The organism is Microbacterium sp. Cr-K32 (assembly GCF_000708345.1).
GTDB classification, from domain to species: domain Bacteria; phylum Actinomycetota; class Actinomycetes; order Actinomycetales; family Microbacteriaceae; genus Microbacterium; species Microbacterium maritypicum_A.
In genome coordinates this window covers 123,077-136,397 of the sequence record NZ_JARD01000015.1, presented here as the reverse complement: position 1 = coordinate 136,397, position 13,321 = coordinate 123,077, and the positions used below count along the sequence as shown (strand labels likewise).

Below are 13,321 nucleotides of genomic sequence, written 5' to 3'. Positions count from 1 at the left end.
CGCGTCCCGATGGGGACGCGGCCTTCTTCGTGGGAACGAGCGGCTCAGAGCCAGCGTTCCCGCAGCACCGGCTTCAGCCAGGCGGCGGGCGAGGAGATCGACAGACCGCCGTCGACGGCGATCGAGGTGCCGGTGACGAAGGATGCGGCGTCGGAGGCGAGGAACGCCACGACCGAAGCCACCTCCTCCGGGCGCCCGATGCGCCCGAGCGGGTAGCCCTCGCTCTCTCCGGTGTCGACGGCCGAGATGCTGCCAGGCTGCACGGCGTTGACGCGGATGCCACGGGGGCCGTAGTCGAGGGCGAGCTGGCGGATGAGGCCGTCCACGCCGGCCTTCGCGGCCGCATAGGCCGGGAGGGCAGGAGCGGCGAGGGACGAGTTGACCGAGGTCACCGCGACGATCGACGACCCCGATGCGAGGCGGGGGAGAGCGGCTCGTGCCACGAAGAACGCCGAGTCGAGCGTGGCGCCGAGCGCGCCGCGCCAGTCTTCGTCGCTCGTCGCCTCCGCGCGGGCGATCGGCATGCGGCCGGCCGCGAGCACGACGACGTCGAGTCGGCCGAGCGCCTGCTCCGCATCCGCGACGGCGCGGTCGGCGGCCTCCGGTCGGCTGCAGTCCGCGACGAGGTACCGCTCGAAGACGGGATCGTCGGAGTCTTCGAGCCCCACCCCGACGACGGCGTCTCCACCGCCGACGAAGGCGCGGGCGATCGCGAGACCGATGTCGGAACTGCCGCCGATCAGCAGCACGCCGCGGCGGGTCACACGCGCACCGTGGTGGGGATGGGCGGAAGGGCGAGCTCGTCGATGACCAGCTTGACCGATGCACGGCTGCCGGCATCCAGGCGCGAAGCCGGATAGCGCACCGTCGCGTGGTCGATCACGCCGCGCGCGACGAGGACCTCCTTGTGCACCGCCCACGCGATGCCGCCCTGCAGACCGATCAGCACGAGAGGGAGCATACGACGGAACTCGGCACGGGCCTCGTCGACGCGCCCCTCCGTGAACTGCGCGAGCACCGGACCGAGGAGGTCGGGGAACTCGCAGGCCGGCATCGTGCCGACGGCGCCCCTGGCATACTCCTCCAGGCAGAATTGCGCATTCTGTCCACCGAGCACCGCGAAGTCCGGATCGTCGATCGCCGAGACGACCGCGCCGACCTTGGGCGCGGTCGGCGGGGCTTCGACCTTGACGGAGTCGACGCCCTCGAGGCGGGCGATCTCGGCGATCAGCGCAGGGGCCATGACGACGCCGGTGACGCCGGGGGCATCCTGCACCATGACCGAGAGGGAGGTGGCGTCGGCGACATCTCCGTAGAAGTCGACGAGCGTCCCGGCGGGCGGCTTCACCATGAACGGAGGAAGCACCATGAGGGCATCAGCGCCCCCTTCCTCCGCGAGGAGGGCCTGCTCGATCGAGGTCGCCGTGGACGTGCCGTTGACGCCGGCGATCACGGGCACCCGGCCCTCGACCACACGGACGACATCGTCCAGGATCGTGCGGCGCTCCTCGGTGGTGAGCGCGAAGCCCTCGCTCGCCATTCCGAAGACGGCGACGCCGTCGACTCCGGACGCGAGCTGGAACTCGACCAGTCGGCGCAGGCTCTCGCGGTCGAGGGCACCCGACTCGTCGAAAGGCGTCGCCAGGATGGGCATCAAGCCGTGGAGTGTCGGAGCCATCAGCTGTTTCCCCGCTTCATCATCGTGTATCCACATTTCTCGCAAGTGTTATGCATATTGTGAGATAGTCTGCCACATAACGGTTATGACCTACCAGAGAAGGATGACCCGGATGTCGCACCCTCAGGCCGCCCGCACCGTCGAGATCCTCTCCGACGCCCGCTACGTCCAGGCCGAATCTCCACGCTGGGATGCCCGTGACGGCAGCCTCCTCTGGATCGACATGGCGACGGGTTCGCTGCACCGCGGACGCATCGAGGGCATCACGGTCGTTCCCGAGGCCGCGGTCGTCGTCGGCGCGCAGATCGGTGCCCCGATCCCGCTCGCGCAGCCGGGCACGGGGTGGCTGGTCGGCGTCGACCGCCGCGTCGTCCACGTGAGCGACGATGGCGTCGTCTCGCCGGTCACCGACGACATCGCGGGACCCGGCGACTACATGAACGATGGCGGGGGCGATCCGTCCGGGCGCTTCTGGGTGGGGAGCCAGGCCATGCCCCGCGACCCGCACTGCACACTGTGGAGCCTCGGTCCCGACGGGGAGCCCGTCGCGCGCCTCGGCGGCATCACCGTGTCGAACGGCCTCGCCTTCGACCGCACCGGTGCCACGCTCTACTACATCGACACGCTCCCGCATCGCCGCATCGAGGCGTTCGATGTGGCTCCGGACGGAGAGCTCTCGAACCGCCGCACGGTGTGCCGGGTCGAAGGAGGCAACCCCGACGGCATGACGATCGACCTCGACGGCATGCTCTGGGTCGCGGTCTGGGATGCGTCCGAGGTGCGCCGCTACTCGCCGGCCGGGGAGCTCCTGGAGACGATCGTCCTTCCGGCGAAGCGGCCGACAGCCGTGGCTCTGGTCGACCGGCTGCTGGTGATCACCACCGCGAGCATCGGACTGACCGATCCCACCGACGCCGACGGCGCACTGCTCGGCGTGGAGGTGGAGGTGGGAGGCGCACCCGCGTTCCCCTGGCGAGGCGCGGTGCCGGCCACGACGGCGGCCGGTTCGATCGAGGAGGGGGCATCGTGAGCACCGTGGACAACGCGCAACTGCAGGAACGCCTGCGCCGCACCCGACTCGTCGCGATCCTGCGGGGGGCGGATGTCGACGCCACGGTCGGCGCGGCGCGGACGCTGCTCGCGGCGGGCGTGCTCACCCTCGAGATCGCGCTCACCCTGCAGGACGCGGAGGAGGCGATCGCCCAGGTCGTGCATGATGCCCCGGCCGAGGCTCTGATCGGCGCCGGTACCGTCCTCGACGAGGCCGACGTGGAGAGGGCCCTCGCCGCCGGCGCGCAGTTCATGGTGACGCCCACGCTCAGCGCTTCTGTCGCCCATGCGGTCAGCCTGGGCATCGGCGTGCTCCCTGGCGTCTACACGCCCACCGAGATCCAGCGTGGCCACGACCTCGGCAGCGCAGCGGTGAAGCTGTTCCCCGCATCGGCGCTCGGGTCCGGTTTCATCCGCGCCGTCCGCGATCCTTTCCCGCAGGCGCGGATCATCCCCGTGGGAGGGGTGCGCGTCGACACTGTCGCCGAGTACCTCGCCGCCGGGGCGTTCGGCATCGGGGTGGGCGGGCCTCTCGTCGGCGATGCGGCGAGTCCCGGCGGCGATCTCGACGCGCTCGCCGTCCGCGCCGGGGCATTCATGCAGGCCGTGCGCGCGGGGTGACCGGCGCACTCCATAGGTTCCTCATCATCGGCCCCTCGATCTCGCATATGCGCGATTCCTAACGTCGATCTCGCCCCGCGATGGCCGCGGCGGAAGGAGAGAGATGTACGGAACGTATCTGCGGCGCGAACTCGCCGGCCGCAAGAAGCAGACGATGATCGTCGCGATCGGGTTGGCGATCGCGATCGCCCTCGTGATCGTCGTCAACGCCCTCACGGCGGGAGTGCGGGACGCGCAGGCGCAGGCCCTCGCCTCCGTCTACGGCGTCGGCACCGATCTCACCGTGACGGGCGAGCCCGCCGAACCCGGCCAAGGCGAAGGGCCGCGCTTCGACTTCGACGCGGATGCAGGTCAGAGCGACGGCGAGACCACCACGCTCGCGCAGTCCACACTGCGGACCGATTTCCTGCGCGGCACGCTCGACTCATCGGTGCTCGACACCGTCACCGCCACGGACGGGGTCGCCGCGGCATCCGGGGCGCTCAGCCTCACGAACGCCACCTTCTCCGGTGAGGTGCCCAGCGGTGGATTCGCTCCGCAGGACGGCGAGCAGCCGGCCGCGCCCGAGGAGGGGCAGACCGCACCGGACGCCGGACAGGGCGGCGGAGGAGGATCCTTCGGAGTCGACTCCTTCTCCGTGCTCGGCATCGACCCCGCAGCGACCTCGGTCGGTCCGCTCGCGTCGGCCGAGGTGACGGACGGACGCGGGTTCGACGCCGATGATGCCGAGGCGCTCGTCGCCCTCGTCGACAGCACCTACGCGGGTACCAATGAGATCGCGGTGGGAGACACCATCGATGTCGCCGGCTCCGATGTGGAGGTCGTCGGCATCCTCGGTTCGACCTCGGACAGCGCGGATACGGCCGCGAACGTCTATCTGCCGCTGCGCACCGCGCAGAGGCTCGCCGGAGTCGACGACGTCATCTCCACCGTCTACGTGCAGGCGGATTCGGCCGATTCGATCGAGGCCGTGCAGTCCGCGTTGGCGGGTGCGCTCCCCGATGCGACCGTCACCTCGCAGTCCGAGCTCGCCGCGACCGTCTCCGGTTCGCTCTCCAGCGCGACCACACTGATCACGAACCTCGGCACCTGGCTCTCGATCATCGTGCTCGCCGTCGCCGTGCTGCTCTCGGTGCTGCTCACCCTGTCGGGCGTCGGGCGTCGCACCAGGGAGTTCGGAACGCTCAAGGCGATCGGCTGGTCGAACGGCAGGGTCGTCCGTCAGGTCGCCGGAGAGTCCATGGTGCAGGGGCTGATCGGGGGAGCGGTCGGCCTCGTCCTGGGTGTCGCCGGCATCGTGCTGATCAACGTCCTGAGGCCCACGGTCGCTGCGAGCGGTGCGAGCGGTGGCGCGGGTCCCGGTGCCATCGGCGGGGGCATGGGCGGGGGACCGACCGGAGGTGGAGGGATGCTCCAGACCGCCGCGGCGGATGTCGTGCTCCAGGCGCCGTTCACCCCCGGGGTGCTGGTCGCCGCCGTCGGTCTCGCGGTGCTCGGCGGACTCGTCGCCGGAGCGTTCGGCGGCTGGCGCGCCGCGCGTCTCAGCCCGGCGGAAGCCCTGCGGTCGGTCGGATGATCACCGCACGTGCGGGCGACGTCCGGCACGACCCGCCACCCCCGATCCGAACAACCCGGAAGCCGACGACCCACGAGCAGGAGACGCACATGACCATCGCAGACCTCGAGCAGACGGCGCCCCGAGGCGGGCACGCGCAGCCGATCTACCGCGTCACGGGCGTGACCCGGACGTACACGCAGAAGGGGCGCATCGTGAAAGCGCTGACCGGTGTGGACCTCGACATCATGCCCGGCGAGTTCGTCACGATCCAGGGCCCCACCGGCGGCGGCAAGTCCACGCTCCTGCAACTGCTCGGTGCGCTCGACACGCCGACGACGGGTTCCCTCCTGTTCGACGGCCGCGAACTCGCGTCGGCCTCGGCGAAGGAACTCGGACGCCTCAGGGCGGAGGAGCTCGGATTCGTGTTCCAGGGGTTCAACCTGATCCCCACGCTCACGGCCACGGAGAACGTCGACATGGCGCTCGAGCCCCTCGATCTCGACAAGGGAGAGCGGCGCATGAGGGTCGCTGAGGCTCTCGCCCACGTCGGTCTCGACGACAGAGGCGACCATCGGCCCTCAGAGCTCTCCGGGGGTCAGCAGCAACGCGTCGCGATCGCGCGCGCCCTCGTCAAGAGGCCGCGGGTGCTCCTGGCCGACGAGCCGACGGGCAACCTCGATGAGAGCATGCGCGACGAGATCCTGACGCTTCTCGAATCGCTGTGCGCCGAGGGCATCACGATCATCGTGGTGACGCACGACTCGGCGGTGGCGCGACGCGCGACACGGCGTCTGCGCCTCACGAAGGGTGTCGTCCAGGACATCACGAGGTAGGCGGTGGGATGGCACCACCATGGTGCACGAAGGGCCGGGTACCTCGCGGTATCCGGCCCTTCGACGACGGGACGTCAGACGACGGGACGTCAGTGCGTGTCTTCCGCCTCGATCTCGGTGCGGTCGCCCGACCACAGCGTGTGGAACGTGCCCGGCTTGTCGATGCGCTTGTACGTGTGCGCACCGAAGAAGTCGCGCTGTCCCTGCACGAGCGCGGCGGGGAGGCGGTCGGCGCGGATGCCGTCGTAGTAAGACAGCGACGACGAGAACGCCGGAGCCGGGATGCCCGCCTGGGCCGCGGTCACGACGACGCGACGCCACGATGCCTGGCCACGCGTGAGCGCCTCAGCGAAGTACGGTGCGGTCATCAGCACGGGCAGGTCGGGGGTCGCCGCGTAGGCGTCGGCGATCCGGTTGAGGAACTGGGCGCGGATGATGCAGCCGCCGCGCCAGATCTTCGAGATCGCGCCGAGGTCGATGTTCCAGCCGTACTCGGCCGCCCCCGCCCGGATCTCGTCGAAGCCCTGCGAGTAGGCCACGATCTTGGAGGCGTAGAGCGCCAGGCGCACATCCTCGATGAACTGCTCGGTGTCCTCGGTCGAGACCGTGAACTCCTCGTCGGGGCCGGGGAGGCCGCCGGCGACGGCGCGCTGCTCGGGGTGCGACGAGAGCGAGCGGGCGAAGGTCGCCTCGGCGATGCCGGAGACGGGGACGCCGAGCGAGAGCGCGGTCTGCACGGTCCAGGCTCCGGTGCCCTTGGCGCCGGCCTGGTCGAGGATCACGTCGACGAGCGGCTTGCCGGTCTCGGCGTCGATCTGGCGGAGCACCTCTGCGGTGATCTCGATCAGGTACGACTCGAGCTCGCCCTTGTTCCACTCGGCGAAGATCTCGGCGATCTCGGCCGGCGACTTGCCCGTGCCACGGCGGATGAGGTCGTAGGCCTCGGCGATGAGCTGCATGTCGGCGTACTCGATGCCGTTGTGCACCATCTTGACGAAGTGCCCGGCGCCGTCGTGGCCGACGTGCGTGACGCACGGCTCGCCCTCGGCGATCGCGGCGATCGACTTCAGGATCGGTCCGAGCGTGACCCACGACTCGTCAGAGCCGCCGGGCATGATGGAGGGGCCGGTGAGGGCACCCTCCTCGCCGCCGGAGATGCCGGCGCCGACGAAGTTGATGCCGGTCTCGCGGACCGCCTTCTCGCGACGGATGGTGTCGGGGAAGTACGCGTTGCCGCCGTCGACGATGATGTCGCCCGGCTCGAACACCTCGACCAGCGCGTCGATCACCGCATCGGTGGGGCCGCCGGCCTTGACCATGATGATCGCGGTGCGCGGCTTCTGGAGCGAGTCGGCGAACTCCTGGTAGGTGTGGGCCGGGACGAATCCGGCCTCGGGGTGCTCGTCGAGGAGCGTCTGGGTCTTCTCGTAGCTGCGGTTGAAGATCGCCACCGTGTTTCCCTCGCGGCTGGCGAGGTTGCGGGCGAGGTTCGATCCCATGACGGCGAGTCCGACGACTCCGATGTTCGCTGATGCTTCGGGCACAGAAGGCTCCTCGATCGTGAAGAAGGGGTGGTTTCAGCGTATCGCTGTACGGGAGGTCAGTGGCCACCTGTGTCACGAGAGGCGATGAAGCGTCGTGACACCGCGATGTCGCGGTCTCCGAGCCCGGCGGCGACCAGTTCGTCGAAGGCCGCACGCAGGGTGGGCAGCAGGACGGGCGAGGTGCCGGTGGCTTCGGCGATGTCGGCCGCGAAGCCGAGGTCCTTCACCATGTACTGCGCGATGCCGCTGGGGGAGTCGTCGCCGGTGACGAGCTTCTCGCGACGACTGTCGAGCAGGCGCGAGCCGGCGTAGCCGCCCGAGAGCAGCGACCAGAGCGCATCGAGGTCGAGTCCGGAGCGCTCGGCGAGCACGGTGGCCTCGCCGAGCGCCATGATCGTCGCCGACACCACGAGCTGGTTGCAGGCCTTGGCGACCTCGCCGGCCCCGAGTGGTCCGAGCAGCACAGGGGTTCCGCAGGGCGCGAGCACCTCGGCGGCGACGGCAGCATCGTCCGGGTCGCCGCCGAGCATGATCGAGAGGGTCCCGGCGACCGCTCCGTCTTCCCCACCGGAGACCGGGCAGTCCACGATCCTGACCCTGCCGCCCGTCTGCGCTCCGACGCGGTCCGCGAGCGCACGGACGGCGGGAGCAGACGAGGTGGACCCGATGAGGATGAGCAGGTCTCCGGCGTCGGCGAGCAGCCCGTCGGGTCCGTCGAGCATGGCTTCGAACGGGGGGAGGTCGGGCAGCACCATGAGCAGGACGTCTACTCTGGAGGCGAGCTCGCGTGGTGTCGGCGCCCACGAGGCGCCGGCGGCCAGCAGTTCCGGCTGCGGGCGGCGCGCATGGATGACGAGCCCCCCGCGGGCGGCGAGCAGGCGGTCGGCCATGGGGCGGCCCATGGCGCCGAGGCCCACGACGCCGACGGTGACGGATGAGATGCTCATGCGCACACGGTAGCAACAATCCAACAGATAGAACAGTGTCCAACAGGATGGAAGTGGGCTAAGGTGAGGGATCCAGACTTCCCGAGGGAGGGGACCAGCATGACGGGGACCGAGAAGAAACTGCGCGCCGTCGTGGCGGTGCCGCTGCCGGAACGCCTGTGTCGATTGATCGAGGAGCTCGAGCCTCGCCTCGAGGTGGTCCGCGATCACGCACTCCTGCCGCCGATGCGCGGACCGGCCGACTGGTCCGGCGACCCGGAGTACGTACGCACGCCGAGCGCGCAGCAGGCGTTCGATGAAATGGTCGACTCCGCCGACGTGCTGTTCGGGATCCCCGACGTGGACGCGGCGGCGCTGGCCCGCACCGTGACCGCGAACCCGCGTCTGCGCTGGGTCATGACGACTGCCGCCGGTGGCGGTGCCTCGGTCAAAGCCGCGGGTCTCGAACGGGCGCAGCTCGACCGCGTCGTGTTCACCACCAGTGCCGGCGTGCACGGGGGCCCGCTCGCGGAGTTCGCGGTGTTCGGTGTGATGGCGGGCGCGAAGAACCTCCCGCGCCTCCTCGCCGATCAGGGGACGCGTACCTGGCCGGACCGCTGGGAGATGCGCCAGCTCGACGAGATGACGGTGCTGGTCGTCGGTCTGGGCGGCATCGGCACGGAGTGCGCGCGACGCTTCCATGCGCTCGGCGCACGGGTGTGGGGGACGACGCGCTCCGGGCAGCCGGTGGCGGGAGTGGATCGCCTGGTGCCGCTGGACGAGCTGACCGACGCGGTGGCCCACGTCGACGCGATCGTCGTCACCCTTCCGGGCACGGCGCAGACGCACCATCTGATCGGCGCCGACGTGTTCGATGCGGTCAAACCCGGTGCGATCATCACCAACGTCGGCCGCGGCACCGTGATCGACGAGAGCGCTCTGCTCGGTGCGCTCGACGACGGTCGCGTGGCCTTCGCCGCGCTCGACGTCTTCGAGCAGGAGCCCCTCGACGGTGCGTCGCCGCTGTGGTCGCATCCGAACGTGCTCGTGAGCCCGCACACCGCCGCCCTCAGTTCCAAGGAGGAGGAGCGGATCGCCCGTCGCTTCGCGGAGAACGCGGCGCGCCTGCTCGATGGCGAGCCGCTGACCGCCGTGGTCGATACGGTCGAGTTCTACTGATCGGCCCACAGGTGATCGAGCACCTGTGGCTCCCTGCTGTCGGAAGGCGCGGCCATGGATGATGACACCCGCGAAGGGCGCGACCCCGCACCCGCCGTGACCCGCAGTATCCGCCTGCTCGGCATCCTCGCCGAGTCCGGGGGTCCACGAACGCTCACCGAGCTCGCGGGGGAACTCGGGCTGGCGAAGTCGTCGACGGCGAACCTCTGCCTGGCGCTCGAGGCCGGGGGCATGATCGATCGCACCCCGCAGGGCTATCGTCTCGGGGTGCGCACGGCCGAGCTCGGAGGTGCGTTCGCTGCCCAGTTCAACCAGGTGCGGGAGTTCTACAGCGTGTGCGAGGCCTCGCCGCAGCTCGCCTCCGAGCTGGTCCAGGTCGCGATGCTCGATGGCACCGATGCGCTGTATCTCGCGCGACATGAGGGGTCGCGCTTGCTCCGGCTGGGCACCCCGCTCGGCTCGCGGCTTCCGGCGCCGCTGTCGGCCACGGGGCGCGCGCTCCTGGCGGCGATGAGTGACGCTGAAGTGGTCGAGCTCCTCGGTGAGGATGCCGTCTTCCCGCAGCTCACCGAGCGGAGCGCGACGACCATGCCGGGGCTGCTGGAGGTGCTGGCGACCGCCCGTCGACGGGGCTGGGCGCTCGATGCCGAGGAGTCCTTCCGCGGCATCGTCGGCGTCGCGGTGCCCCTGGAAGGCTGGGCGCCGACGGACCCGCCGCTCGCGCTCGGTGTTGCGATCCGTGCCGCCGAGGCCGACTACGAGCGCATCGAGCGGGTGGGTGAGGCGCTGCGGGACGCCGCCGCCGCGCTGACGAACCCCTTCAGCTCAGCCGTTCGGCACTGACGCCCTCCTGCGCCCCATCGCGCCCGCAGGGCGCGGTGGTCCTTTTGCGTGCCTGCAGCGGGACGCGAAGTCGGTCCAAAGGGTTGAACACAATCCAACGGGCTGGTACAGTCGGGGAACGCCGCAGGCGAAGCCGATCGAAGGAGATGGCCGTGACAGACCCCCGCACCTCACCCCGAGCAGCGTCCGATGACCCGGAATACGCGGCGAACCTGCGCCGCGCGACCCTCGCGTCGAGCATCGGCAGCGCGCTGGAGTACTTCGATTTCGCGCTCTACGGCCTCTCCACGGCGCTGATCTTCAATGTGCTGTTCTTCCCGCAGGATGACCCGGCGATGGCGACGGTCGCCGCGTTCGCGACCTTCGGCGTCGGATTCCTCGCGCGTCCGTTCGGCGGCCTGTTCTTCGGCGTCCTGGGTGACAAGCTCGGGCGCAAGTGGGTCCTGGTCGCGACCATCGTGCTGATGGGCGGCGCCTCCACCGCGATCGGACTGCTGCCCACCTACGCGGCGATCGGCGTGTGGGCACCGATCCTGCTGGTGCTGATGCGGTTGCTGCAGGGTTTCGGAGCGGGTGCCGAGCAGGCGGGGGCGACGGTGCTGATGGCCGAGTACGCGCCGGTGAAGCGCCGGGGCTTCTTCTCGGCACTCCCGTTCGTCGGCATCCAGGCGGGCACACTGCTCGCCGCGGTGGTCTTCGGCCTGATCACGCTGCTCCCCGAGGACCAGCTGCTGAGCTGGGGATGGCGCGTGCCCTTCCTCGCCTCCTTCGCGCTGATCCTGCTCGCGCTGTTCATCCGGATGCGGCTGCGCGAGACGCCGACGTTCATCGAGCTCGAGAAGCACGAGCAGATCGCCGACCGCCCCATCAAGGAGATCTTCACCCACGGCCTGCCCGGCGTGATCGTCGGCGTGGGGCTGCGGATGGCCGAGAACGGCGGCTCGTACATGTTCCAGACGCTCGGTCTCGCCTTCTTCGTCACGGTCGTCGGCGACAACGCCGACAAGAGTCTGCTCACCTGGGGCGTCACCCTCGGCTCGCTGATCGGCGTCTTCTCCGTGCCGTTCACCGGCCACCTCTCCGACCGCTTCGGGCGCCGTACCGTCTACCGCTTCGGAGCGGTCTTCATGCTGGTCTACACGTTCCCCGCGTGGTGGCTGCTGTCGCTCGGGAACTACGCCGTGGCCATCGGTGTGATCGCGATCGGCATCGGCGTCGCCGTGAACAGCATGCTCGGACCGCAGTGCGCCATGCTTCCCGAGCTCTTCGGAAACCGTCACCGCTACCTGGGCGTGGCGATGGCCCGCGAGATCTCGGCCGTGCTCGCCGGTGGCCTCGCCGGTGTCCTCGGTGCCTACCTGATCGCGGTGAGCGACGGCAACTGGGTGCTCCTGGCCATCTACATGGCTGTGCTGGCCCTCATCACCACCGCGTCGACATTCCTCGCTCCCGAGACCCTCCGCCGTGACCTCACCCGTGTCGACGACGCGATCAAGGTCTCGCGCGGGGAGGGCGGCGACGACGTGTTCGCCACCACGGTGTCGATCAAGGCCGTCGGACGATGACGGCGCTGCCGGCGGGACTCGCTGCTTTCGATCTGACCGGGCGCACGGCGCTCGTCACCGGATCGAGTCAGGGCATCGGCAGGACCCTCGCCGAGGGCCTCGCCGGTGCAGGAGCGACCGTCGTCGTGCACGGGCGCGATGCCGCGAAGGCGCAGGCGGCGGCGGGCGTGATCGCACAGGGCACGGGAGCCGTCGTGCACAGCGTCGTCTTCGACGTGACCGAGGCGGCGGCGGTGGATGCCGGCATGGGCGAGGTGGAGCATCTGGTCGGTACTCCCGACATCCTCGTGAACAACGCCGGTGTCCAGCGCCGTGCGCCGATCGCCGAGTTCGCCGACGAGGATTGGGACGCCCTCGTGCAGACCAACCTCTCCAGCGTCTTCCACCTGTCGCGACGGGTCTCCGCGGGGATGATCGCGCGCGGCTCGGGCAAGATCATCCAGATCGGCAGCGTGCAGTCGCAGCTCGCCCGTCCCTCGATCGCGGCGTATGCGGCGACCAAGGGCGCGATCGTGATGTTCACGAAGGGGCTGTGCGCCGATCTCGCCCCGCACGGTATCCAGGCCAATGCGATCGCGCCCGGATACTTCGCCACCGAGCTCACGAAGGCTCTCGTCGCCGACGAGCAGTTCTCGGAGTGGGTCCGCGGGCGCACACCGGCCGGGCGCTGGGGTGACACCGCGGACCTCGTCGGGGCCCTGCTGTTCCTCGCGAGCGGCGCGAGCGACTTCGTCAATGGACAGACGCTGTTCGTCGACGGCGGCATGACGGCGGTCGTCTGATGCGTCTCGGACGAGTCGCCACCACCGGAGGCCCCCGGTGGGTACGGCAGGCGGCCGACGGCTTGATCCCGGTGACGGATCCGTTCGTCGCCTTCGCCGAGGGGCAGGAGCCGGAGGATGCCGGGCCGCGCATCGAAGGCACGGTCATCGCGCCGGTGGATCCGCTGGTGATCGTCGGCATAGCCCAGAACGGACCCGCCCACGTCTCTCCCGTGCAGGCGTGGCTCAAGAGCCCGCGGACGGTGACCGCCGGCGGCGTCGACGTCGTCCTGCGCCGCGATGCGGGCGGCCAGGTCGCCGAGGGGGAGATCGCGGTCGTGATCGGCCGCCCGACCCGGGGGCTGACCGCGCAGACCGCGCACGAGTACGTGCTCGGGGTCACCGCGGTGAACGACCTCTCGAGTCCGGAGCGCGCGGCGTTCGATCCGCGAAATTTCGAATCGAAGTCGGGGGAGGGGTACACGCCGCTCGGCCCCTGGATCGACACCGCAGCCGGGATCGACGATGTGCGCCTCCAGGTGGAGGTCGACGGACGCCCGGTCGCCGAGACCGGAAGCCGGGAGTTGCCGATGTCGATCCGCGACTGCCTCGCCTACGTGGCTGCGTGGTCGCCGCTCGGCCCGGGCGATGTCGTCATGACGGGTGCTCCGCACTCGCAGGCGCCCGTGGGGCCGGGGCAGATCGTGACCGTCAGAGTGGCGGGGATCGAGTTGGTCACGGCTTTCGTGTGACCGAGGAAGGA

At 70.2% G+C, this 13,321-nt stretch carries 13 protein-coding genes; 9 read left to right on the top strand and 4 right to left on the bottom strand.

Annotation, left to right across the window (positions count from 1 at the left end; translation table 11 throughout):
- Positions 1 to 44 precede the first annotated feature (44 nt).
- Positions 45 to 764, bottom strand: a complete 720-nt coding sequence (locus GZ64_RS0107785) for an SDR family NAD(P)-dependent oxidoreductase (protein ID WP_136025465.1) — start codon at positions 762 to 764, stop codon at positions 45 to 47.
- On the bottom strand, positions 761 to 1,678 hold the full coding sequence (locus tag GZ64_RS0107780) for a dihydrodipicolinate synthase family protein (RefSeq protein WP_029265749.1): 918 nt from the start codon (positions 1,676 to 1,678) through the stop codon (positions 761 to 763). The genes GZ64_RS0107785 and GZ64_RS0107780 overlap by 4 nt, the downstream gene beginning before the upstream one ends.
- Positions 1,679 to 1,790: 112 nt before the next feature.
- On the opposite strand from GZ64_RS0107780, the gene GZ64_RS19030 reads away from it, so the two are divergent.
- The 4 genes from GZ64_RS19030 to GZ64_RS0107760 all read left to right on the top strand — a co-directional run bounded on the left by GZ64_RS19030 (position 1,791) and on the right by GZ64_RS0107760 (position 5,740).
- On the top strand, positions 1,791 to 2,708 hold the full coding sequence (locus GZ64_RS19030) for an SMP-30/gluconolactonase/LRE family protein (RefSeq protein WP_051667893.1): 918 nt from the start codon (positions 1,791 to 1,793) through the stop codon (positions 2,706 to 2,708).
- Positions 2,705 to 3,349, top strand: a complete 645-nt coding sequence (locus GZ64_RS0107770; RefSeq protein WP_231479850.1) for a bifunctional 4-hydroxy-2-oxoglutarate aldolase/2-dehydro-3-deoxy-phosphogluconate aldolase — start codon at positions 2,705 to 2,707, stop codon at positions 3,347 to 3,349. Before GZ64_RS19030 ends, GZ64_RS0107770 begins: the two co-directional genes overlap by 4 nt.
- Positions 3,350 to 3,452: 103 nt before the next feature.
- Positions 3,453 to 4,925, top strand: coding sequence for an ABC transporter permease (locus GZ64_RS0107765; RefSeq protein WP_029265743.1), 1,473 nt, complete (start codon positions 3,453 to 3,455; stop codon positions 4,923 to 4,925).
- A gap of 89 nt (positions 4,926 to 5,014) precedes the next feature.
- Positions 5,015 to 5,740: an ABC transporter ATP-binding protein gene (locus GZ64_RS0107760; protein ID WP_231479849.1), complete on the top strand. Its 726-nt coding sequence runs from the start codon at positions 5,015 to 5,017 to the stop codon at positions 5,738 to 5,740.
- A gap of 89 nt (positions 5,741 to 5,829) precedes the next feature.
- On the opposite strand, the gene gndA is transcribed toward GZ64_RS0107760, so the two are convergent.
- The gene (gndA, locus tag GZ64_RS0107755; protein WP_029260545.1) at positions 5,830 to 7,284 is read right to left on the bottom strand and encodes an NADP-dependent phosphogluconate dehydrogenase; all 1,455 of its coding nucleotides are present in this window, start codon (positions 7,282 to 7,284) and stop codon (positions 5,830 to 5,832) included.
- Between the two features lie 56 nt (positions 7,285 to 7,340).
- Positions 7,341 to 8,231: an NAD(P)-dependent oxidoreductase gene (locus GZ64_RS0107750; protein WP_029265739.1), complete on the bottom strand. Its 891-nt coding sequence runs from the start codon at positions 8,229 to 8,231 to the stop codon at positions 7,341 to 7,343.
- Positions 8,232 to 8,330: 99 nt separating this feature from the next.
- On the opposite strand from GZ64_RS0107750, the gene GZ64_RS0107745 reads away from it, so the two are divergent.
- The 5 genes from GZ64_RS0107745 (at position 8,331) to GZ64_RS0107725 (ending at position 13,310) form a co-directional block, all read left to right on the top strand.
- A complete protein-coding gene (locus GZ64_RS0107745; protein ID WP_029265737.1) occupies positions 8,331 to 9,389 on the top strand; it encodes a D-2-hydroxyacid dehydrogenase in 1,059 nt (352 codons plus the stop codon).
- A 54-nt stretch (positions 9,390 to 9,443) separates the two neighbouring features.
- Complete coding sequence (locus GZ64_RS0107740; protein WP_029265735.1) at positions 9,444 to 10,232, top strand: IclR family transcriptional regulator; 789 nt, start codon at positions 9,444 to 9,446, stop codon at positions 10,230 to 10,232.
- A 146-nt stretch (positions 10,233 to 10,378) separates the two neighbouring features.
- On the top strand, positions 10,379 to 11,797 hold the full coding sequence (locus tag GZ64_RS0107735; RefSeq protein ID WP_029260549.1) for an MFS transporter: 1,419 nt from the start codon (positions 10,379 to 10,381) through the stop codon (positions 11,795 to 11,797).
- A complete protein-coding gene (locus GZ64_RS0107730) occupies positions 11,794 to 12,579 on the top strand; it encodes an SDR family oxidoreductase (RefSeq protein WP_029265733.1) in 786 nt (261 codons plus the stop codon). Before GZ64_RS0107735 ends, GZ64_RS0107730 begins: the two co-directional genes overlap by 4 nt.
- Complete coding sequence (locus GZ64_RS0107725) at positions 12,579 to 13,310, top strand: fumarylacetoacetate hydrolase family protein (RefSeq protein WP_029265732.1); 732 nt, start codon at positions 12,579 to 12,581, stop codon at positions 13,308 to 13,310. The genes GZ64_RS0107730 and GZ64_RS0107725 overlap by 1 nt, the downstream gene beginning before the upstream one ends.
- The last annotated feature ends 11 nt before the right edge of the window (positions 13,311 to 13,321 follow it).

Bases quoted from the DNA above. Each gene is read 5' to 3' on its own strand.
- GZ64_RS0107780 (WP_029265749.1), bottom strand. From the start codon at position 1,678: ATGGCTCCGACACTCCACGGCTTGATGCCCATCCTGGCGACGCCTTTC.
- GZ64_RS19030 (WP_051667893.1), top strand. From the start codon at position 1,791: ATGTCGCACCCTCAGGCCGCCCGCACCGTCGAGATCCTCTCCGACGCC.
- GZ64_RS0107765 (WP_029265743.1), top strand. From the start codon at position 3,453: ATGTACGGAACGTATCTGCGGCGCGAACTCGCCGGCCGCAAGAAGCAG.
- GZ64_RS0107760 (WP_231479849.1), top strand. From the start codon at position 5,015: ATGACCATCGCAGACCTCGAGCAGACGGCGCCCCGAGGCGGGCACGCG.
- GZ64_RS0107750 (WP_029265739.1), bottom strand. From the start codon at position 8,231: ATGAGCATCTCATCCGTCACCGTCGGCGTCGTGGGCCTCGGCGCCATG.
- GZ64_RS0107745 (WP_029265737.1), top strand. From the start codon at position 8,331: ATGACGGGGACCGAGAAGAAACTGCGCGCCGTCGTGGCGGTGCCGCTG.
- GZ64_RS0107740 (WP_029265735.1), top strand. From the start codon at position 9,444: ATGGATGATGACACCCGCGAAGGGCGCGACCCCGCACCCGCCGTGACC.
- GZ64_RS0107735 (WP_029260549.1), top strand. From the start codon at position 10,379: ATGGCCGTGACAGACCCCCGCACCTCACCCCGAGCAGCGTCCGATGAC.
- GZ64_RS0107730 (WP_029265733.1), top strand. From the start codon at position 11,794: ATGACGGCGCTGCCGGCGGGACTCGCTGCTTTCGATCTGACCGGGCGC.
- GZ64_RS0107725 (WP_029265732.1), top strand. From the start codon at position 12,579: ATGCGTCTCGGACGAGTCGCCACCACCGGAGGCCCCCGGTGGGTACGG.